This window comes from Microbacterium sp. (assembly GCF_041909575.1).
Taxonomy (GTDB): domain Bacteria; phylum Actinomycetota; class Actinomycetes; order Actinomycetales; family Microbacteriaceae; genus Microbacterium.
Map to the genome: position 1 here is coordinate 1 of NZ_JAYRDE010000056.1, position 19,208 is coordinate 19,208.

At 71.2% G+C, this 19,208-nt stretch carries 16 protein-coding genes and 2 pseudogenes; 10 read left to right on the plus strand and 8 right to left on the minus strand.

The features are described 5' to 3' along the window. A pseudogene (locus tag ACE3O1_RS09290) lies at positions 1-266 on the plus strand (hypothetical protein); the annotation flags it as partial. 48 nt (positions 267-314) lie between these two features. Continuing rightward, the gene (gene bcp, locus ACE3O1_RS09295; protein WP_374314736.1) at positions 315-791 is read left to right on the plus strand and encodes a thioredoxin-dependent thiol peroxidase; all 477 of its coding nucleotides are present in this window, start codon (positions 315-317) and stop codon (positions 789-791) included. Between the two features lie 34 nt (positions 792-825). Here bcp and ACE3O1_RS09300 read toward each other — a convergent pair whose 3' ends face one another. After that, positions 826-1,221: a histidine kinase gene (locus tag ACE3O1_RS09300; RefSeq protein WP_374314737.1), complete on the minus strand. Its 396-nt coding sequence runs from the start codon at positions 1,219-1,221 to the stop codon at positions 826-828. 250 nt (positions 1,222-1,471) lie between these two features. Here ACE3O1_RS09300 and ACE3O1_RS09305 point away from each other — a divergent pair, with 250 nt between their 5' ends. Continuing rightward, the gene (locus ACE3O1_RS09305) at positions 1,472-1,720 is read left to right on the plus strand and encodes a WhiB family transcriptional regulator (RefSeq protein WP_018171995.1); all 249 of its coding nucleotides are present in this window, start codon (positions 1,472-1,474) and stop codon (positions 1,718-1,720) included. A gap of 96 nt (positions 1,721-1,816) precedes the next feature. On the opposite strand, the gene ACE3O1_RS09310 is transcribed toward ACE3O1_RS09305, so the two are convergent. The 3 genes from ACE3O1_RS09310 to ACE3O1_RS09320 are packed head-to-tail and all read right to left on the minus strand — an operon-like array spanning position 1,817 to position 5,203. Beyond that, positions 1,817-3,304 carry a sensor histidine kinase gene (locus ACE3O1_RS09310; RefSeq protein ID WP_374314738.1) on the minus strand — a complete coding sequence of 496 codons (1,488 nt, stop codon included), beginning with the start codon at positions 3,302-3,304 and terminating at the stop codon, positions 1,817-1,819. Between the two features lie 10 nt (positions 3,305-3,314). Further along, positions 3,315-4,574, minus strand: coding sequence for a CpaE family protein (locus ACE3O1_RS09315; protein ID WP_374314739.1), 1,260 nt, complete (start codon positions 4,572-4,574; stop codon positions 3,315-3,317). Next, positions 4,571-5,203: a hypothetical protein gene (locus tag ACE3O1_RS09320; protein ID WP_374314740.1), complete on the minus strand. Its 633-nt coding sequence runs from the start codon at positions 5,201-5,203 to the stop codon at positions 4,571-4,573. Before ACE3O1_RS09320 ends, ACE3O1_RS09315 begins: the two co-directional genes overlap by 4 nt. A 99-nt stretch (positions 5,204-5,302) precedes the next feature. Here ACE3O1_RS09320 and ACE3O1_RS09325 point away from each other — a divergent pair, with 99 nt between their 5' ends. Continuing rightward, entirely contained in the window at positions 5,303-5,584 is a 282-nt protein-coding gene (locus ACE3O1_RS09325) for a helix-turn-helix domain-containing protein (protein ID WP_374314741.1), read from the plus strand. Between the two features lie 12 nt (positions 5,585-5,596). On the opposite strand, the gene ACE3O1_RS09330 is transcribed toward ACE3O1_RS09325, so the two are convergent. Then, positions 5,597-6,202, minus strand: a complete 606-nt coding sequence (locus tag ACE3O1_RS09330) for a hypothetical protein (RefSeq protein WP_374314742.1) — start codon at positions 6,200-6,202, stop codon at positions 5,597-5,599. 129 nt (positions 6,203-6,331) lie between these two features. Between ACE3O1_RS09330 and ACE3O1_RS09335 the strand changes: the two genes are divergently transcribed. Continuing rightward, positions 6,332-6,772, plus strand: coding sequence for an Rv3235 family protein (locus tag ACE3O1_RS09335; RefSeq protein WP_374314743.1), 441 nt, complete (start codon positions 6,332-6,334; stop codon positions 6,770-6,772). 7 nt (positions 6,773-6,779) lie between these two features. Here ACE3O1_RS09335 and ACE3O1_RS09340 read toward each other — a convergent pair whose 3' ends face one another. The 3 genes from ACE3O1_RS09340 to secA all read right to left on the minus strand — a co-directional run bounded on the left by ACE3O1_RS09340 (position 6,780) and on the right by secA (position 11,338). Further along, on the minus strand, positions 6,780-7,130 hold the full coding sequence (locus tag ACE3O1_RS09340; protein WP_374314744.1) for a hypothetical protein: 351 nt from the start codon (positions 7,128-7,130) through the stop codon (positions 6,780-6,782). Between the two features lie 85 nt (positions 7,131-7,215). Next, the gene (locus ACE3O1_RS09345; protein WP_374314745.1) at positions 7,216-8,442 is read right to left on the minus strand and encodes a pyridoxal phosphate-dependent aminotransferase; all 1,227 of its coding nucleotides are present in this window, start codon (positions 8,440-8,442) and stop codon (positions 7,216-7,218) included. Positions 8,443-8,515: 73 nt separating this feature from the next. Next, complete coding sequence (gene secA / locus ACE3O1_RS09350; protein ID WP_374314746.1) at positions 8,516-11,338, minus strand: preprotein translocase subunit SecA; 2,823 nt, start codon at positions 11,336-11,338, stop codon at positions 8,516-8,518. Between the two features lie 233 nt (positions 11,339-11,571). Here secA and ACE3O1_RS09355 point away from each other — a divergent pair, with 233 nt between their 5' ends. The 5 genes and pseudogenes from ACE3O1_RS09355 to ACE3O1_RS09375 form a co-directional block, all read left to right on the plus strand. After that, positions 11,572-12,186 (plus strand): PadR family transcriptional regulator, encoded by a 615-nt coding sequence (locus ACE3O1_RS09355; RefSeq protein WP_374314747.1) that lies wholly within the window; start codon positions 11,572-11,574, stop codon positions 12,184-12,186. Then, entirely contained in the window at positions 12,183-12,902 is a 720-nt protein-coding gene (locus ACE3O1_RS09360) for an ABC transporter ATP-binding protein (protein ID WP_374314748.1), read from the plus strand. The genes ACE3O1_RS09355 and ACE3O1_RS09360 overlap by 4 nt, the downstream gene beginning before the upstream one ends. Next, positions 12,899-15,754 carry an FtsX-like permease family protein gene (locus ACE3O1_RS09365; RefSeq protein ID WP_374314749.1) on the plus strand — a complete coding sequence of 952 codons (2,856 nt, stop codon included), beginning with the start codon at positions 12,899-12,901 and terminating at the stop codon, positions 15,752-15,754. The genes ACE3O1_RS09360 and ACE3O1_RS09365 overlap by 4 nt, the downstream gene beginning before the upstream one ends. A gap of 284 nt (positions 15,755-16,038) precedes the next feature. Next, entirely contained in the window at positions 16,039-17,781 is a 1,743-nt protein-coding gene (locus ACE3O1_RS09370; protein WP_374314750.1) for a DEAD/DEAH box helicase, read from the plus strand. A 556-nt stretch (positions 17,782-18,337) separates the two neighbouring features. After that, positions 18,338-19,208 (plus strand): annotated as a pseudogene (locus ACE3O1_RS09375) (hypothetical protein); the annotation flags it as partial.

Consider the following 19,208-nt stretch of genomic DNA (forward strand, 5'->3'; position numbering starts at 1 on the left):
TCGGGCTGGGCCACGTCGACACGGCGAACATCCTGCGCGCGTTCACCGACCTGGCCGAGATCGCCGAGGAGTGTCCGCGCGGCTGCACCCACCTGCCCGACGCGCCGGACTGCGCGATCGTCGAGGCCGTGGCGGAGGGAAAGCTCGGACCGGGCGGCCCCGCGCGCCTGGACTCCCTGCAGCGCCTGCTCGAGACCTTCGCCAAGCGGGACGCCGCCGCGGCCTCGAGCCCCACGCGCGATACGGGCTCACGCGACGGCGCATAGGCTCACGCGACCGCGCTTCGCTCGAGCGACGGCGCTTAGGCTGGTGGGGTGACAGATCGCCTCGAGCCCGGTTCCCCCGCCCCCGACTTCACCCTCGTCGACCAGGACGGCCAGTCCGTCTCGCTCTCGGCGCTGCGCGGCCGCGGGGTGATCCTGTTCTTCTATCCCGAGGCGATGACCCCGGGCTGCACGACCGAGGCGTGCGACTTCCGCGACAGCCTCGCTCCGCTGCAGGCGGCGGGCTACACGGTGCTCGGCATCTCGAGGGACGAGCCCGAGAAGCTGCAGCGGTTCCGCGAGCGCGACGGCCTGACGTACGACCTGCTGAGCGACCCCGACCACGCCGTGCACGATGCGTACGGCGTGTGGGGCGAGAAGACGAACTACGGGAAGACGTTCATGGGCGTCCTCCGCTCGACGTTCGTCATCGACGCCGAGGGCCGCGTCGAGCACGCCCTGTACAACGTGCGTGCGACGGGCCACGTCGCTCGCGTGCGCAAGCTCGTCGGGCTCGACGCCGCGTAGTTCACGCGGGCGCCGCGCGGGCGCCGGAGAGCCGTCAGGCGGATGCCTCGTCCCTCGAGGCGCGGCCGGCCTCACGCACCGCGAGGATCAGGAGCACCAGCGTCACGAGGGCCGGTGCGGCGATCGCCAGGGCCACCGCAGGCTCGGCGTACGCGCCCGTCGCCGCTCCGAGGGCGACGGCGAGGATCAGGAGCTGCGTGACGATCGCCCCGGACCGCGCCCAGGAGCGATCCCGCCAGACGGCGACCGCGAACGCCAGCACCGCCGCGGCGCCGACGGCGGTGAGCACGACGAGCGCGATCGCGCTGTCGATCGACGCGGTGTCGCCGGAGACGATGGCGAGGATCTGCCAGACCGTGAGGGCGACCAGCCCGAGCCCTTCCAGTCCGACGAGCACAGCCGCGAGGCGGCCGATCCGGTTTGTCCGCATAGCTGGTGATCTTTCGGGTCGAACGGGTCTGGATTGTGCGAACCCTCTATGTCGCAAAGGGAATACTCAGCAACTTGCACAGAATCCTGTCGCGCATCCCTTGATCTAGGTAAACCGCTATGGGACGATTGGTGAAGCCGTGTGCTCCCACAGCGACGTGGGGCGAGCAATCCTCGCACTCCCACAGGGTACCGGACCCGAATCCTGCGCCCTCTTCGTCACAACACCCCCGCTATCAAGGAGCACCACCATGGACTGGCGCGACAAAGCCGCCTGCCTGACCGTCGACCCCGAGCTGTTCTTCCCCGTGGGGAACACCGGACCGGCCGTCGATCAGATCGAGAAGGCGAAGTCCGTCTGCGCCCGGTGCACCGTCACCGAGATCTGCCTGCAGTACGCCCTCGAGACCGGTCAGGACTCGGGCGTGTGGGGCGGCCTGTCCGAGGACGAGCGCCGCGCACTCAAGCGCCGCGCCGCGCGCGCCCGCCGCGCATCCTGACGCGAGCACGCCGCGCGCGAGGCCTTTGGGCGCAATTCTCCTCAAAAGGCGCGGTTGCAACTGCGCCGCTGAGGTGAAACTGCGCGCGAAGCGCGGTCAGCCCACGCCGCGCTCGATGTAGCGCAGCGGGATCTCGATCGTCACCTCGGTGCCGCTCCCCATGATCGTGTGCCAGTCGATCGTGCCGCCCAGCTCGCCCTGGATGAGCGTGCGCACGATCTGCGTGCCGAGCCCTCGGCCGACCTGACCTTCGGGGAGGCCGGAGCCCGTGTCGCGGACGCGCACCTCGAGGTGGTCGTCGGTGCGATCGGCGATGATCTCGACGTCGCCCTCCTGGCCGGCGAGGCCGTGCTCGACGGCGTTGGTCACGAGCTCCGTGAGCGCGAGGGCGAGCGGCGTCGCGTACTCGCTGGGCAGTGTGCCGAATTTGCCGGTCGAGTGCGTGCGCGCGCGGGTGTTCGGCGCCGCCGCGACCTCGGCGACCAGCTTGAGGACGCGATCGAAGACCTCGTCGAAGTCCACGTTCTGCGCCAGGCCCTCCGACAGGGTGTCGTGCACGACGGCGATCGCCGAGACGCGCCGCATCGCCTGGGTGAGGGCCTCGCGGGCCTCTTCGCTGTGGGAGCGGCGGGCCTGGATGCGCAGCAGGGACGCGACCGTCTGCAGGTTGTTCTTGACGCGATGGTGGATCTCGCGGATCGTCGCGTCCTTGGTGATGAGCTCCTGCTCCTGGTGGCGGATCTCGGTCACATCGCGGCACAGCACGATGGCGCCGATGCGGGTGCCGTGATCGCGCAGCGGGATGGTGCGCAGCGACACCGTGACCCCCCGCGCCTCGATGTCGGCACGCCACGGGGCGCGGCCGGTCACCACGACGGGCAGGGACTCGTCGAACTGGCGCTTGGTCGGGAGGATCTGCGTCACCACTTCCACGAGCGACTCTCCCTCGAGCTCGTCGTCGAACCCGAGCCGGTTGAACGCGGAGAGCGCATTCGGGCTCGCGAACGTGGTGATGCCGTCGACGTCGAGGCGGACGAGCCCGTCGGATGCGCGCGGCGCACCGCGGCGCGGCGAGGTGGGGGCGGTCATGTCGGGGAAGTCACCGGTCGCGATCATCCCGAACAGCTCGTCGGCGCAGTCGTTGAACGTGATCTGCTGGCGGGACGGCGTGCGCGCCTCGCCGAGGTTCGTGTGGCGCGTCACGACGCCGATCGTCTGCGCGGGCTCGCTCCCCCGCGAGCGCATGACGGGAACGGCGCGCACCCGGGTGGGCGTCTCCTCGAACCAGTCGGGCGACGCGGAGTCCACGATGCGCCCGGTCTGGAAGGCGTCGCGCACCTGCGTCCGCCATTGCGGGCGAACCCGGTCGCCCACGATGTCGCGGTAGAACAGGGTCGCCGCGCCGCTCGGCCGGGTGTGCGCCACGGCGACGAACGAATCGTCGGATGTCGGGACCCAGAGCACGATGTCGGCGAAGGCCAGGTCCGCGAGCAGCTGGCCGTCACCGGCGAGGCGGTGGAGCCACTCCACGTCTTCCGCGCTGGAACGGCCCTGGGCGTACACGAGATCGCTGAGGGTCGACACGACTCTCAGCCTAGACGGCGGTCGCGGCGCGCCCTGTCCGCCGCTGCCGCCTCGTGGATGTGGCCGGCGTCGTCGCGCCCACGACCGCCTCCCCCACGAATCGGCGCAGAGCGAGCGTGAACGGCGACTTCGGCGACACCTCGGCGATCGGGCGGGCGGCGAGGAGCGCGGCATCCGCCGACCGAGGATCCTGTGGCACGAACCAGACGTCGCCGACGCCGCCGAACCGGTCGAGCGTGCGGCGCACCTGTCCGCGCGCATCGATCCCGAGCGCCCCTGGGCGCAGCCGATTCGCGAGCACCACGACGGGCGTCGCGCCGACGGTCGCCCGCAGCTCGGAGTGAGCCCGCAGGAACCGCGCGATTCCGACGGGATCCGCCGCGGCGACGGCGACCACCAGGTCGGCCGCCCGCAGCGCGGCGAGGGTCGCGGCATTGCGGCGCGGTCCGTCGAGGTCGCTGACGATCTCCTCGTCGCGCTCGAGGGAGGCGGCCACGTCGACCACGACGTAGTCGGCCCAGTCGCGACAGATCGACAGCGCCCGCTCGACGCGGGGCTCGCTCAGCTCGGGCCAGCGCGACGGCCGGTTGAGGCCGGTGAGCACGTCGACCCCCGAGCGTCCAAGAGCGACGCTCACGCGCGACAGCTCGCGCGCGTCGAGGCCTCCGAGCTCGGCCTGCCGGCACGCCGCGGCGAACCCCGGGCCCTCGTCGGCGAGACCGAGCGCGAGCGCGAGCGACGGCGCGTGCGTGTCGGCGTCGACGAGCCCCACGTGCCGGCCCCCGCGCGCCAGTTCGATCGCGAGCTCGACGGCCACCGTCGAACGCCCCGGCGCCCCGGCAGGTCCCCACACCGCGATCACGCGCGAGCCCGTGCTCGGAGCGCCGTCGGGCGCGTCCCGGGACGGCACCGCGCCCAGCACGTCGGACAGGCGCCAGGCCTCCCCGGCGAGCGGGTGGGACTGCTCCAGGCCGAAGGCCTGCGCCAGTCGCTGCTCGGCGGCGGCGTCGCACAGGGGGACGATGCGCGTCCCGACGCGGTCGCACAGTGCGACGAGGGCGGTCGACACGGTGTCGCGACGAACCTCGAGCACGAGCGCATCGGCCTCGGCGACGGCACGCAGCACGGCCTCCGCATCGGCGCCCAGAAGCTCCTCCGCGGCCGCGAGGGCGGGGGCGGCGGCTCTCACCGTCGCCACCACGCCGTGCCCCTCCCGGCGCAGCGCGTCGGCGATCGCCTGACCTTCGTCGATCGCGACGACGACGCTCATTCGCCGCCGCCCACCGTCGGCACGACCGACATCACCGCACCGTCCGCCAGGGCGGCCAGCGTGACGGCCACCTCGGCTCTCGGGATCACCAGCTCGAGCGCGGCAGCGCCGCCACCCATCATCGAGTCGTCGCGGGTGACCGACACCACCGTCGCGTCGGCGACCAGGATGCGCGGATCCTCGAAGCCCCCGTCCTCCTGCGGCGGCGCCGCCCAGACCTCGACGACGGCGCCCGCGTCGACGGATGCCGGCACATCGACGGAGCTCGGCACCACCACGTTCGTCGTGCGCATGCGGTCGGCATCGCCCACGGCATCGGCGGGGACGAGCTCCCCCGCCTCGATCGTGCGCGTGGAGACCATTCCGTCGCGCCAGCCTCCCGGTGCGAGGTAGACGGCGGCGGACTGGCCGAGCGCGACGTCCACCTGTCGCAGGTCGTCGGCGGCGACGACCTGCCCGGGCACGATCGTACGGGCGGCCGCATAGGCGGGGGCGGTCTGCCGCGCCGCTGCCACGACGAACCAGACCCCGGCGACGGATGCCGCGATGAGGAGGATCCCCAGCAGGAATCGCGCGTCTCCCCGGAGCGCGCGGCGAGGAGGGCGGGCGGAGGTCTCGGCGTGCGTCATGACCCCCATGCTGGCTCAGCGCGCGCGAGCCCCGGATTCTTTATCCACAGCGCGTGACGTGCGGATCGCCCTTCCCCGGGCCGGGTCCATAATGGGGGCATGCCCGAGTTCCCGACTTCGGACGTGCGGATGCTCACCCCTGCCCAGGCGGCCGAGGTGCTGGGCCTGTCCGTCGATGAGGTGATGGCCCTGGTCATGGAAGGGCAGCTGAGGGGCACGCGCGTGGGATCGCCCGCGCGCTGGCGTGTGGAGGAGGGGAGCCTCTCCGCCTATCTCGACGATCAGGCCGAGCTCGCCCGCCGCATGGCGCTGTGGCAGCAGGCCCAGAACGCGAGCTTCCCCGAGCTGTGGGGCTCGGGGCCGGTGCGCCACTCAGACTGATCCGGCGCGGCCTCACAGGACCGAGGTCGTCCCCTCCACCCGCACCCACGAGATCGACGCATACGGCACGATGCGGTGGCCCGTGACGGCGTCGCTCCGGCGCGGCGCCCCGGGATCGTGCAGCGCGAGGTCGAGGTGGTCCGCGCCCGCACGGTCGACCGTGCCGTGGAAGACGCGTCCGCCGCTCATGTGCACCGCCACGCCCGCCCGGCGACGCACCAGATCGCGCAGCACGAAGCCGAACGTGAGCCGGTCGGCCAGCGCCGATCGAGCGGGTGCAGGACGCGCGCTGCGGAGGAGGTCGTGGTGCGGCATCCCGATCCCCGCGATGGCGGGAAGCGGCACCACGACCGCACCGGGACGACCCTCGGCGGGAAGGATCGCCACGCAGTCCGCGCCCACGCCGGTCACGCGGCCGCGCAGCGCGGTGCCGTCGGACAGATCCAGCGAGAGCGCCGAGCCGGGGGCATCCCCACCGATCAGCTGGACGAGCCTTTCGCGCAGGGCGACCTTGGACAGGCGCAGGCGCTCCGCCTCGGAGTCCAGTGCGGCACGCTCGGCCTCCCACTCCGAGGCGAGCTGACCCTCGAGGTCCTCGAAGAAGCGATCCCAGCGCATCCCGCGACAGTAGGGCAGGCGTCACGGGTCGATCCGGAGTTATCCACAGCCTCTCGTCCGGACTCCCCTTTCCGGCCCGGTGTGTGTTCTACTGTCCGCAAGACATCCCCCCTGTCGAGATAGGCACCCATGGCAACGCCGCCCGCGGGCACTGCCCGCGCCTTCCGTTCGCCCGGCAGGGACTACGAGCTCACCGAGTTCTTCGCGCCGCAGCGCACTCCCGCGACCGAACTCCCCGAGCCCGAGCCGTTCCTGCGCAACCTCACGCGCGGTGTGCTCGAGGTGCTGGCGGGAGTCCGCGAGGTCGACCAGCTCGCCCGCTGGCTCACCGAGGACCCGTACCGAAAACTCGTCACCCGCGCGAATCTGGCCGCGCGGGCGCGCAGCGCGCGAGGCGTCGCAGCCCGCCGACCCGTGCACACGATCCTCTCCGTGCACCAGTCCGCGCCCGCGGACGGGGTCGTCGAGTCCGTCGTCATCGTGCAGGGCCCGGCGCGCACGCGCGCGGTGGCGCTGCGCGTGGAGGGCGTGGACGGGCGCTGGCGCGCGACATCCCTCGCCCTGCTCTGACGCCGGATCAGCCGTCCGCGTCGATCAGCTCGAGGAGCGCCTTGCACGCGTCGCGGATGTCGCCGTGGTCGAACTGGCCGGCACGGCTCTCGGCGGCGATCACGCCCGAGCGGTGCACGCGGCGGAAGTCGCCGATGGGGAAGGACCACGCCTGCTTCGTCTCACGGTTCTCCGACTTGTCCACGCCGAGGTGCCAGTGGGCGTACTCCGTCCAGCCCTCGCTCTCGATGAAGCCGTTCTCCTCGTCAGCCGTGGGCTGGGCCTCCGACCAGTCGTCCCTCTCGTCGCGCACGACCTTGCCATCGCGCACGAGGGCGCGTGCCTGACGCAGGGCCGGTTCGTTCAGTTCGATAGCCATGCCGAGACGCTAGCCCCGGCCGCGCACCGCGCGCGATGGGGTTGACGGATGCCGCGGCGCGGCCCCCGCCGCGGCCCCGTGGCCGTCACTGCCGGTACGACGACAGGAAGTTCCCCAGGCGCTCGATCGCCTCGGTGAGCACGCGGGCCTCGGGGAGCGTGACGATGCGGAGATGGTCCGGCGTGGGCCAGTTGAATCCGGTCCCCTGCACGAGCAGCACGTGCTCGGCGACGAGGAAGTCGTACACGAGCCGGGCGTCGTCGCGGATCTCGTGGACCTCGGGGTCGAGCCGCGGGAAGGCGTAGAGCGCGCCCTGGGGCCGCACGCAGGTCACGCCGGGAATCGCCTCGAGACCTTCCCACGCCGCGTCGCGCTGCTCGTGCAGCCGGCCGGCGGGGCCGATGAGCGCATCGATCGACTGCACGCCCGAGAGCGCTGCCTGCACCGCGTGCTGCGCCGGGACGTTGGGGCACAGCCGCGTCGAGGCGAGGAGCGTGATCCCCTCGAGGAAGCCGGAGGCGTGGGCTTTCGGTCCGGTGATGACCAGCCAGCCCGAGCGGTACCCGGCGACGCGATACGTCTTCGAGAGCCCGTTGAAGGTGAGCACGAGCAGGTCGGGGGCGACCGTCGCCATGGGGATGTGGACGGCGTCGTCGAACAGGATGCGATCGTAGATCTCGTCGGAGAGCACCAGGAGGGAGTTCTCCCGGGCGATCTCGGCGATGCCCTCGAGGACCTCGCGCGAGTACACCGCACCCGTGGGGTTGTTCGGGTTGATGACGACGATCGCCTTCGTGCGAGGCGTGACCTTCGCGCGGATGTCGTCCAGGTCGGGCTGCCAGCCGTTCGCCTCGTCGGCGAGGTAGTGCACCGGCGTGCCGCCGCCGAGACTCGTCATGGCCGTCCACAGCGGATAGTCGGGGGCGGGGATGAGCACCTCGTCGCCCTCGTCCAGCAGCGCCTGCATGACCATCGTGATCAGCTCGGACACGCCGTTGCCCAGGTAAACGTCTTCGGGCCCGAACGACGGGAACGCCGGATCCTCCTCGTAGCGGTAGACCACAGCGCGTCGCGCCGACATGATGCCGCGGCTGTCGCTGTAGCCGTGTGCGTGCGGCACCGCCTCGATCATGTCCCGCACGATCTGGAACGGCGCCTCGAAGCCGAACACCGCGGGGTTGCCGGTGTTGAGCTTCAGGATCGTGTGGCCCTCGTTCTCGAGCCGGTCCGCCTCGACCAGGGCCTGCCCGCGGATCTCGTAGAGAACGTGCTTGAGCTTGCTGGACTGGTCGAGCGGACGGAGGGGACTCATCGGCCCAGGATATCCGGGCGGCGGAGGGGCCAATCGACCTCGCGTGGCCCGAGAGAATCGCCCGGGCCGCGCGTCACTTCTTCTTCTGGTCGGCCGCGCGACGCTGGGCGCGGTTCAGTGGAGCCTGCTGCGGCGCGGCGGCCGGAGCATCCGTCCGCTGGCCGAAGGCACCGCGCTGCGGCTCGGCTGCCGGCTCGGCGGGCTGACCGGACGCCGCCGCGGCGGCGGCCGCCTGGCGGAGCTTGTTGGTCGCCGCCTGCTGCACCTGCCCGCGGTCGTTGCGGACCTCGACCTCACCGGCGTCGTTCGCCGCGGAGTACTCCAGGCGCTGACCCTCGACGGGCTGGGCACCCAGGCCCTTCGCCTCGACCTCGGTCTCGCCCTCGCCCTGACGGCGGACCTCGACCTCGAGGTTGTAGAGGTAGCCGACGGACTCCTCCTTGATCTGCCCCATCATCGACTGGAACATCTGGTAGCCCTCGCGCTGGTACTCGATGAGCGGGTCGCGCTGGGCCATCGCGCGCAGGCCGATGCCGTCCTTGAGGTAGTCCATCTCATAGAGGTGGTCGCGCCAGCGGCGGTCGAGCACCTGCAGCACGACGCGGCGCTCGAGCTCGCGCGTGGCCGGGGTGCCGAGCGTCTCCTCGCGCTTGCCGTAGGCGATGCGGGCGTCCGAGAGGATCTCGCGCTTGAGTCCCTCCGCGGTGATGCCGCCCTTGCGGCCGGCTCCTTCAGCGACGACCTCGTCGATCGTGACGCTCACGGGGTAGAGCGTCTTGAGCTCGGTCCACAGCGCGTCGAAGTCCCAGCTCTCGTTGTGGCCGGCGCCGGTGTGGTCGTCGATCACGGCGTTGATCGCGTCTTCGATGAAGTGCTGCACGCGGTCGGCGATGTCGTCGCCCTGCAGCATGTGGCGGCGGTCGGCGTAGATCGCCTCGCGCTGACGGTTGAGGACGTCGTCGTACTTGAGCACGTTCTTGCGGATCTCGGCGTTGCGCGCCTCGACCTGGCTCTGCGCCGACTTGATGGCACGGGTCACCATGCCCGACTCGATGGCGACGTCGTCGGGGAAGTTCGTGCGAGCGAGGATCGCCTCGGCGGCGCCCGACTGGAAGAGCCGCATGAGGTCGTCCGTCAGCGACAGGTAGAAGCGGCTCTCGCCGGGGTCGCCCTGGCGGCCCGAGCGACCCCGCAGCTGGTTGTCGATGCGGCGCGACTCGTGGCGCTCGGTGCCCAGGACGTACAGGCCGCCGGCCTCGACGACCTTCGTTGCCTCGCCCGCGACGCGCTCGCGCACCGACTCGTACACGGCGTCCCACTCGGCCTCGTACTCGTCGGGAGTCTCGACGGGGTCGAGTCCCTTCGCCTTCATCTCCTGGACGGCGAGGAACTCCGCGTTCCCGCCGAGCATGATGTCGGTTCCGCGGCCGGCCATGTTCGTGGCGACGGTGACGGCGCCCAGCCGGCCGGCGCGTGCGACGATCTCGGCCTCGCGCGCGTGGTTCTTGGCGTTGAGGACCTCGTGCTTGATGCCCTTCTTGGCGAGAAGGCGCGACAGGTACTCGCTCTTCTCGACGCTGACGGTGCCCACGAGCACGGGCTGGCCGTTCGCGTGCCGCTCGGCGATGTCCTCGACCACCTGCACGAACTTCGCCTGCTCGTTCTTGTAGACGAGGTCGGGCTGGTCCTTGCGGATCATCGGCTTGTTCGTGGGGATCGAGACGACGCCGAGCTGATACGTCGACATGAACTCGGCGGCTTCGGTCTCGGCCGTTCCCGTCATGCCGGCGAGCTTCTCGTAGAGACGGAAGTAGTTCTGGAGCGTGACCGTGGCGAGGGTCTGGTTCTCGGCCTTGACCGGCACGGCCTCCTTCGCCTCGATCGCCTGGTGGATGCCCTCGTTGTAGCGACGGCCGACGAGGATGCGGCCGGTGTGCTCGTCGACGATCATGACCTCGTCGTTCATCACGACGTAGTCCGTGTCGCGCTTGAACAGCGCGAGGGCCTTGATGGAGTTGTTGAGGAACGAGATCAGGGGCGTGTTCGCCGACTCGTAGAGGTTGTCGATGCCGAGGTAGTCCTCGACCTTCTCGATGCCGGGCTCGAGCACGCCGATCGTGCGCTTCTTCTCGTCGACCTCGTAGTCGACGCCGGCTTCGAGGGTCTTGGCGATCTTCGCGAACTCGACGAACCACCGGTTGGCTTCGCCCGAGGACGGGCCGGAGATGATCAGCGGGGTGCGCGCCTCGTCGATGAGGATCGAGTCGACCTCGTCGACGATGGCGTAGAAGTGACCGCGCTGGACCAGATCCTCCTTGCGCCACGCCATGTTGTCGCGCAGGTAGTCGAAGCCGAACTCGTTGTTGGTTCCGTACGTGATGTCGGCGTTGTACTGCTCGCGGCGGACCTCGGGGGTCTGGCCGGCGACGATGATGCCGGTGGTCATGCCCAGGGCACGATAGATGCGGCCCATGAGCTCGGCCTGGTAGGACGCGAGGAAGTCGTTCACGGTGACCACGTGCACGCCCTGGCCGGCGATGGCGTTGAGGTAGACCGGGAAGGCGCCGGTGAGCGTCTTGCCCTCACCGGTCTTCATCTCGGCGATGTTGCCGAGGTGAAGCGCCGCGCCGCCCATGATCTGCACGTCGTAGGCGCGCTGGCCGAGCGTGCGCTTGGCCGCCTCGCGGACCGCGGCGAACGCCTCCGGCATCAGCTGGTCCAGGGTCGCGCCGGCCTCGAAGCGCGCGCGCAGCTCGGCGGTCTCGCCCCGGAGCTCCTCGTCGGTGAGGTGGGCGTAGTCCTCTTCGAGGGCGTTGACGGCCTTCACGACCTGCTGGAGCCGCCGGAGGATGCGACCCTCGCCGGCGCGAAGCAGTTTCTCGAGGGGGTTGGCCACGGAGTGTCTCCATCTGTCGGGTGTGGCGCGTCGGCGCCGCTGCCGCCGGGGGCACTCGGCCCCAGGCATACCTGCCTATGTTATCCACCCGTGACCTTGGTGTGCGCTGGGTGTGGGCGGCCGCCCGCTCCTTGACGGACACGCCGGGTCGAGGCATCCGCTCGCCCTGTTTCCCGGTATGCATATACTCGGAATGTACATACCGGGTATGCACCGGAGACGACGGGAGATCCATGTCCGTTCGGCAGAGCCTGCTGGCCATCCTCGATCAGGGCCCGTGCTACGGGTATCAACTGCGTGCGGAGTTCGACCGTCGCACCGGTTCGACCTGGACGCTCAACGTCGGCCAGATCTACAACACGCTGGACCGCCTGGAGCGCGACGGGCTCGTCGCGAAGGGCGACGTCGACGAGCACGGGCACGTCTACTGGGAGATCACGGATGCCGGAGCCGCCGAGGTGCGGCGGTGGCTCGCCTCCCCGGTCGAGCGCTCGCAGGGGACGCGCGATGAACTGGCGATCAAGCTCGCCGTCGCCGCCACCCTCCCCGGCGTCGATGTGACCGAGATCATCCAGACGCAGCGCCGCGCCTCGCTCGGCCAGCTGCAGTCGCTCAATCGGGCGAAGTACGCCGGCTCCAACCCCGACGGCCCCGAGGAGCTCGCCTGGTCGCTGGTCGTCGACTCGATGATCTTCGCCGCGGAGGCGGAGGTGCGCTGGCTCGACCACACCGAGCAGCGCCTGGCGCAGCATCCCGATCACGCACTCGCGCTCGCGCTGTCGACCGAGAAGCCCAAGCGCGGGCGCCCGGCGAGAGCGGAGACAGCTGCCGAGGAGGCGGCCCGGTGAGCGGCGCGGTGGTGCGCCTCATCGGCGTCACGCAGCAGTACGGCACCGGTCCGACCGCCGTCTCGGCCCTCTCCGGCGTCGACCTCGAGGTCGGCGGGGGCGAGCTCGTCGCCGTCATGGGCGCCTCCGGATCGGGCAAGTCGACACTCCTGTCGATCGCCGGAGGCCTCGCGACGCCGACCACCGGCGAGGTCGTGATCGAGGGCCAGCACCTCAGCACGCAGTCGCCCAACCAGCTAGCCGCGCTCCGGCGGCGCTCCCTGGGCTTCGTGTTCCAGGACTTCAACCTCATCCCGACGCTGACCGCGATCGAGAACGTGATCCTCCCCCTCGAACTCGACGGGTTCTCGCGTCGCGTGGCCCGCCGCGCGGGACGGGACGCCCTGCAGTCCGTCGGCCTCGACGACAAGCTCGACGCCTACCCCGACGACCTCTCGGGGGGCCAGCAGCAGCGCGTGGCGATCGCCCGTGCTGTGGTGGGCGGGCGCCGGCTCATCCTCGCCGACGAGCCCACCGGCGCGCTGGACTCCGTCACGGGCGAACTGGTGCTGCGCGTGCTGCGCAGCCGGGTGGATGCCGGAGCCGCAGCGATCCTCGTGACGCACGAGGCTCGGCACGCCGCGTGGGCTGATCGCATCGTCTTCCTGCGCGACGGCCGCATCGTCGACGAGTCGCGCCGCCCGGCGGCGGACGCCCTGCTGGCGGACGCACGGTGAGCCCCCGTTCGCAGGCGGATGCCCAGGCATCCGCTCCCCCGTCGGCGACGGACGCCGCAGGTCGTCGCCGCACTGGCTGGCGGCGGCTGCGCACCGACGCACGCCTTGCGCGCCGTCAGGTGTGGCGCAACAAGGGTTCCAGCGCTCTGGTCATGCTGCTCGTGCTGCTGCCCGTGACGGGCCTCGCCGGGGGCGCGATCTTCTGGCAGAGCCACATCCCGACCCCGGAGCAGGCTGCCACACTCGAGCTGGGGCGCAATGAGGCGTGGATCCAGATCGTCGGCGGCGAGGACCCGACGCGCTGGCAGGCGGTCGACGTGCCGTGGGAGCACGGCGTGCAGACCGATGAGGCCGGGCGAGCGGTGAACCCCGAGGGGCCACGGCCGCGCGACCCTTCGGGGCACGTGCCCGCGGAGACCACGGTTCACGAACTCGTGGAGTGGGCAACGCTCTACGTGGCGACGGCGACCGGCGTGGGCAATGTCACCGTGATGGCGGGCGACGTGTGGCATGAGGCGTTCGAGGGACGGTATGTCCGGATCGCCGGCGCACCGCCCGCAGGCCCGGACGAGGCGATGGTGTCGCCCGGCCTGCTGGCGCGGATGGGTGCGTCGATCGGCGACGAGGTGACGCTGGTCGATGCGGACCGCTCGTTCGTCGTCACGGGCACCATCCGCCGAGCCGATGAGGCACCCGAGGGCGAGGAGCTCTTCCTGCCGGCGAGCGCCGCCGAGCTCGTGAGCGGGCAGCCTCGGTGGTTCGTCGAGGACTGGCAGCCCGATCTCGCCGAGCTCACCGAGCTCAACCAGGCCGGGTTCGTCGCCTACGCGCGTGACCTCGCCGTCGATCCGCCTCCGGGCGCACGCGTGAGCTCCTGGATGAACGGCACGGCGCAGGACACCTCGATGATCACGACGGGGCTGATGCTCGCCGTCTTCAGCGGGTACCTCGTCGTGCTGCTGGCCGGTGCGGCATTCGCGGTGTCCGCTCGCCGACAGCAGCAATCGCTGGCTGTCGCCGCCAGTGTGGGCGCCGCTCGCTCCGACGTCTTCCGCGTCGTCGTCATGCAGGGCACGGTGCTGGGAGCGACCGCGGGCGCGATCGGCATCGCCCTCGGGGCCGCACTGGCGTGGGGCGCCCTCCGGATCACGGACACCGGAGCGGTCAACTCATTCTGGGGGAACTGGGGCTACCACGTCCCCTGGCTCCTCCTCGCGGGCATCGCGCTGTTCGCCGTGGTGATCGGCAGCCTCGCAGCGGCCGCCCCCGCGCGTGCCGCGACGCGGGGCGACGTGCTGGGCGCGCTGCGCGGCGCGCGGCGTCCCGCCGTCCTTCGCCGCAAGCGACCGTGGTGGGGGCTCGGCTTGATGATCACCGGCCTCGCGGCGACGGCGGCCGGCGTCCTGGCGCTCTTCATCCTGGACGGGGACGAGGCGCTCGACCCGACGGTGCCCCTCCGCGCGATCGCACTGAGCGGGGCGACGCTCGGGCCGATCGTCTTCCAGATCGGTTTCCTCTTCGCGGGGCACTGGGTGCTCGTGCTGGTGAGCCGTCCGCTGGGCCGCCTCGGGCTCGGACCGCGGCTCGCGAGCCGCGACTCCGCCGCCAATCCATCCCGCGTCGTCCCGGCATTCGCGGCCATCGCGGCGTGCGTCTTCATCGCGTCGTACGCGATCTCCATCACCGCGATGAACTCCGCGCAGGGCGAGCGGACGCACTGGTACAACGGGCCCGTCGGCAGCGTCAGCGCGGGCGTCTTCGAGACGGGCGAGCCCACCGGCGACCTGCTGGCGGAGGCCGAGGCCATACTCGCGCCGACCGATCCGCGTGACACGGCCGTCGTGCTCGCGCCCAGCTCGACCGCGTTCGACCTCCAGACCGGCCTCCCCGACGACCCGGAACATCCGGTATGGGCGGTCGCCGGTCAGCCTCGGGAGCAGTGCACCCCGTGCGGCGACGCCTCCGCGGCGATGAACGGCCAGCTGTCGATCGTCGAGCCGGACGACGTCGCCCTGCTGCTCGACCATCCCGTCGACGGCGCCACGCTCGCGGCCTACCGCGACGGCGCGGCGATCACGATCACGAACGAGTACGTCTCCCCCGAGGACGAGATCGTGATCACCCGCTGGACCGAGCAGTCGCGTACCGACTTCTCCAACGCGCTGACGGCCGTCGACTGGAACGCCGACGAGAGCGAGAGGTACGCCCACGTTCCTGATCCCGACGAGCAGCTGGCTATCCCTGCGCGCTATCTCGACATCGGCGCCGGTTCCATCTTCCAGGTGATGATCTCCCCCGAGACGGCCGCGTCGCTGGGGATCGATGCGGTCCCGTCCACGCTCCTGGCGACCTACGACGAGCCCCTGTCGCAGTCGGTGCTCGACCGGCTCGAGGCCGAGGCACAGTCGGTGAGGTTCCCCGACGGTGCGTACCTGTGGTTCGCCACCGAGCGCGGACCCGACCCGGTCGCACCGTGGCTGTGGCTCATCGTCGGCGTCGCGGCGGTACTGGTCGTGGGGGCGAGCGCCGTGGTGCTCGGCCTCGCGCGATTCGAGCGGCGCCCCGACGACGCCACCCTCACGGCGATCGGCGGATCGCGCGGCCTGCGACGCCGCGTGAACGCCTGGCAGGCCGCGATCATCGTCGGAATCGGCGCGGTGGTGGGCACGCTCTCCGGACTGATTCCGGTGTGGGCGTCCGCGCAGTCGTCGGCCGACTATCTGCACCTCGCCGACCTGCCATGGCCCTGGCTCGGCATCCTCGCCCTGGCGCTCCCCCTCGCAATCACCCTTGTGGCGTGGCTCGTTCCGCCGCGGCATCCCGACCTCACGCGTCGGACGGCGATCGCGTGATGCGAGACGAAACCAGCCCTGCCGGACACCTACAGATGAACCGTCGGAGAGGACGACCCATGAGCAACGCAGCGCCTTCCATCGATCCCGCCGCCATCCACCTGCCGCCGACCGAGCCGATCGACATCACCGAACTCGTCACGCAGGCTGCCCGCCCCAGGTAGAGGCGACAGGATGCCGCGGGCCGAGGCATCCTGTCGTCTCCCAGGCGGCACGCACTAACCTGAAGCGTGACCGAAACCGACACCACGATCGCGGACGAGGCTCCCGTCGAGCCCGCCGAGATGACGTTCTCCGATCTCGGACTGGGCGATGCGGTACTCAAGGCCCTGCGTGATGTCGGGTACGAGACGCCGTCGGCGATCCAGGCCGCGACCATCCCCACCCTGCTGGGCGGGCGCGACGTCGTGGGCCTCGCGCAGACCGGAACGGGCAAGACCGCGGCCTTCGCGCTGCCGATCATCGACCGCCTCGACCTGTCGCAGAAGAACCCGCAGGCCCTCGTGCTGGCGCCGACCCGCGAGCTGGCGCTGCAGGTGTGCGAGGCGTTCGAGAAGTACGCGGCGCACCTCAAGGGCGTGCACGTGCTCCCCGTCTACGGCGGTCAGGGCTACGGCGTGCAGCTGTCCGCCCTGCGCCGCGGCGTGCACATCATCGTCGGCACCCCCGGCCGCATCATGGACCACCTCGACAAGGGCACGCTCGACCTGTCGGAGCTGAAGTACCTCGTGCTCGACGAGGCCGACGAGATGCTGAAGATGGGCTTCGCCGAAGACGTCGAGACCATCCTCGCCGAGACCCCCGACACCAAGCAGGTGGCGCTGTTCTCGGCGACGATGCCGGCGATGATCCGCCGCATGTCGCAGCAGTACCTGCACGACCCCGAAGAGATCACGGTCAAGGGCAAGACGACGACGTCGGCCAACATCGCCCAGCGCTACCTCATCGTGTCGTTCTCGCAGAAGATGGACGCCCTGACCCGCATCCTCGAGGTCGAGAACTTCGACGGCATGATCGTCTTCGGCCGCACCAAGAGCGTGACGGAGGAGATCGCCGAGAAGCTCCGCGCCCGCGGCTACTCCGCCGCAGCGATCAACGGAGACGTCGCGCAGGTGCAGCGAGAGCGCACCGTCAACCAGCTCAAGTCGGGCAAGCTCGACATCCTGGTGGCGACGGACGTCGCAGCCCGAGGCCTCGACGTCGAGCGCATCTCGCACGTCGTGAACTTCGACATCCCCACCGACACCGAGTCGTACGTGCACCGCATCGGCCGCACCGGCCGCGCCGGCCGCTCGGGCGATGCGATCAGCTTCGTCACGCCCCGCGAGCGCGGCCTCGTCCGTGCGATCGAGCGGGCGACTCGTCAGGAGCTGACCGAGATGCAGCTGCCGAGTGTCGACGAGGTCAATGTCACCCGCCTCTCGCGCTTCGACGACCGCATCACCGCCGCCCTCGCGGAGTCCGAGCGCATCGACCGCTTCCGCGACATCGTCGCCCACTACGTGCGCAATCACGACGTGCCCGAGGTCGACGTCGCCGCCGCGCTGGCGGTCGTCGCGCAGGGCGAATCGCCGCTGCTCCTCGAGCCCGACCCCGAGCCGTCGAGCCGCCCGTTCCGCGACCGCGACGACCGCGGCAGCCGTTTCGACCGTGACGACCGGGACGGCCGCGGCGGAGACGATCGCCCGCCGCGCCGTGACCGCGCACCCCGTGAGGGCATGGCGACGTACCGCATCGCCGTCGGCAAGCGTCACCGCGTCGAGCCCCGCCAGATCGTCGGCGCACTCGCCAACGAGGGGGGCCTCCGCCGCGACGACTTCGGGGCGATCCAGATCCGGCCCGACTTCTCGCTCGTCGAGCTGCCCGCGGACCTCCCCCGCGGCACCCTCGAGAAGCTCTCGGACACGCGCATCTCCGGACGCCTCATCGAACTGCGACTCGACACCGGCGGCCCGGGCCGGCGCCGCGACGACCGCGACGTCGACCGTTCGGCCCGCAAGCCCCGTTACTCCCAGCGCGACCGCTGAGCAGGCATCGCGTGAGATGAGGAGACCGCGCGAAGCGAGGACCGTTCTCCCTGATCCGTACTCTTCTCGCGAGATCTCCTCTCTTTGGTGGGCGCCGACGGCGCCCGGCGCCGCCCGGCGCATAACTCCTGCACTTTCGCCGGCTACGGCCGGTTTTGACGCTCGGCCGCGGCAAAGCGTCCCGAAATGCAGGAGTTATGCGCCCGGTCGGGCGGCGCCGGAGGTTCGAGTGAGCGGGATGCCGCGGCATCCGTGTCTCCCCCGCCTGCGGTCCGCTGCCCCCGGCGGCCCCCGGCGGCCCCGGCGGCGCCCGGCGCCTAAAAACAGCACAATAGCCCCCAACCGCCCGGTTTTTCGCGAGGCCGCGGCAAAGCGTCCCGAAGTGCAGGAGTTATGCGCCCGGTGGGTCGGTGGGTGGGTCGGGAGGCGCCGGGCGCCCGGTCGGGCGGAGACGCCGGAGGCCCGAGTGAGTGGGATGCCGAGGCATCCGTCTCCCGCGCTCCACAGCCGCCCGCCCCGTCAGCCGCCTCCCGGGCACCGCCCGTAGGATCGATGCATGGCCGGATTCTGGGGCAAGCGCAAACGCGAAGAGGAAGAGCTCGCAGCACAGGACGCCGACCTCGCCCGGCGGGCGCGGACGGCCCTCGTCGAGGCGGACGAGCGCATCCGCGTCACGACGGACGAACTGGCGTTCGCCGAGGCCGAGCTCGGCGCCGAGCCGACCAAGGACCTGCGCGACGCGCTCGACGCCGTGCGGACCCACCTCGCCGAAGCGTTCCACCTGCACCAGCTGAACCACGACGAGATCCCCGACACCCCCGAAGAGCTGCGAACGCGGAACGCGCGCATCGTGCAGCTCTGCGAGTGGGCCCAGGACCTTCTCGACGACCGCACCGAGGCCCTCGCCGCACCCATCGAGCGCGCGCGCCGGGCGCCCGAGATCATCGCGAAGGTGCGGGAGGATGCCGCACGCCTGCGTGCGCGGATCCCGCAGGCCCGTGAGACGGTCCAGCGCTTGGCCAGCCGCTACTCGGCCGAGGCCCTCGCGCAGGTCGACGCGAATCCGTCCGAGGCGGAGCAGCTGCTCGGGTTCGCCGAGCACAGCGCGGGCATCGCCGAACGCCGCCGCGAGGCCGGCCAGCGCGAGCAGGCTAACCTCGCGCTCGAGGCGTGCGCCGAGGCCGCGCGCCGCGCCGCCACCCTCATCGACGCCGTCGAGACGTTCGAGGTCGAGGCCCTTCGCGCCGAATCGACGCTGTCGGCCATCGTCGAGGATTCGCGCGAGGACATCGCCGTCGCGCTCAGGGAGCCCCACACCCCGGCGGTCAGCGCCGCGATCTCCGACCTGCAGGCCGCGCTCGCGTCGCTGCCCGCGGCGGGCGTCAACACCGACCCGTTCACGCTGCTCACGCGCCTGCGCACCGCCA

Bases quoted from the DNA above. Each gene is read 5' to 3' on its own strand.
- ACE3O1_RS09300 (WP_374314737.1), bottom strand. From the start codon at position 1,221: ATGCGGACAAACCGGATCGGCCGCCTCGCGGCTGTGCTCGTCGGACTG.
- ACE3O1_RS09305 (WP_018171995.1), top strand. From the start codon at position 1,472: ATGGACTGGCGCGACAAAGCCGCCTGCCTGACCGTCGACCCCGAGCTG.
- ACE3O1_RS09315 (WP_374314739.1), bottom strand. From the start codon at position 4,574: ATGAGCGTCGTCGTCGCGATCGACGAAGGTCAGGCGATCGCCGACGCG.
- ACE3O1_RS09320 (WP_374314740.1), bottom strand. From the start codon at position 5,203: ATGACGCACGCCGAGACCTCCGCCCGCCCTCCTCGCCGCGCGCTCCGG.
- ACE3O1_RS09325 (WP_374314741.1), top strand. From the start codon at position 5,303: ATGCCCGAGTTCCCGACTTCGGACGTGCGGATGCTCACCCCTGCCCAG.
- ACE3O1_RS09330 (WP_374314742.1), bottom strand. From the start codon at position 6,202: ATGCGCTGGGATCGCTTCTTCGAGGACCTCGAGGGTCAGCTCGCCTCG.
- ACE3O1_RS09335 (WP_374314743.1), top strand. From the start codon at position 6,332: ATGGCAACGCCGCCCGCGGGCACTGCCCGCGCCTTCCGTTCGCCCGGC.
- ACE3O1_RS09340 (WP_374314744.1), bottom strand. From the start codon at position 7,130: ATGGCTATCGAACTGAACGAACCGGCCCTGCGTCAGGCACGCGCCCTC.
- ACE3O1_RS09345 (WP_374314745.1), bottom strand. From the start codon at position 8,442: ATGAGTCCCCTCCGTCCGCTCGACCAGTCCAGCAAGCTCAAGCACGTT.
- ACE3O1_RS09355 (WP_374314747.1), top strand. From the start codon at position 11,572: ATGTCCGTTCGGCAGAGCCTGCTGGCCATCCTCGATCAGGGCCCGTGC.
- ACE3O1_RS09370 (WP_374314750.1), top strand. From the start codon at position 16,039: ATGACGTTCTCCGATCTCGGACTGGGCGATGCGGTACTCAAGGCCCTG.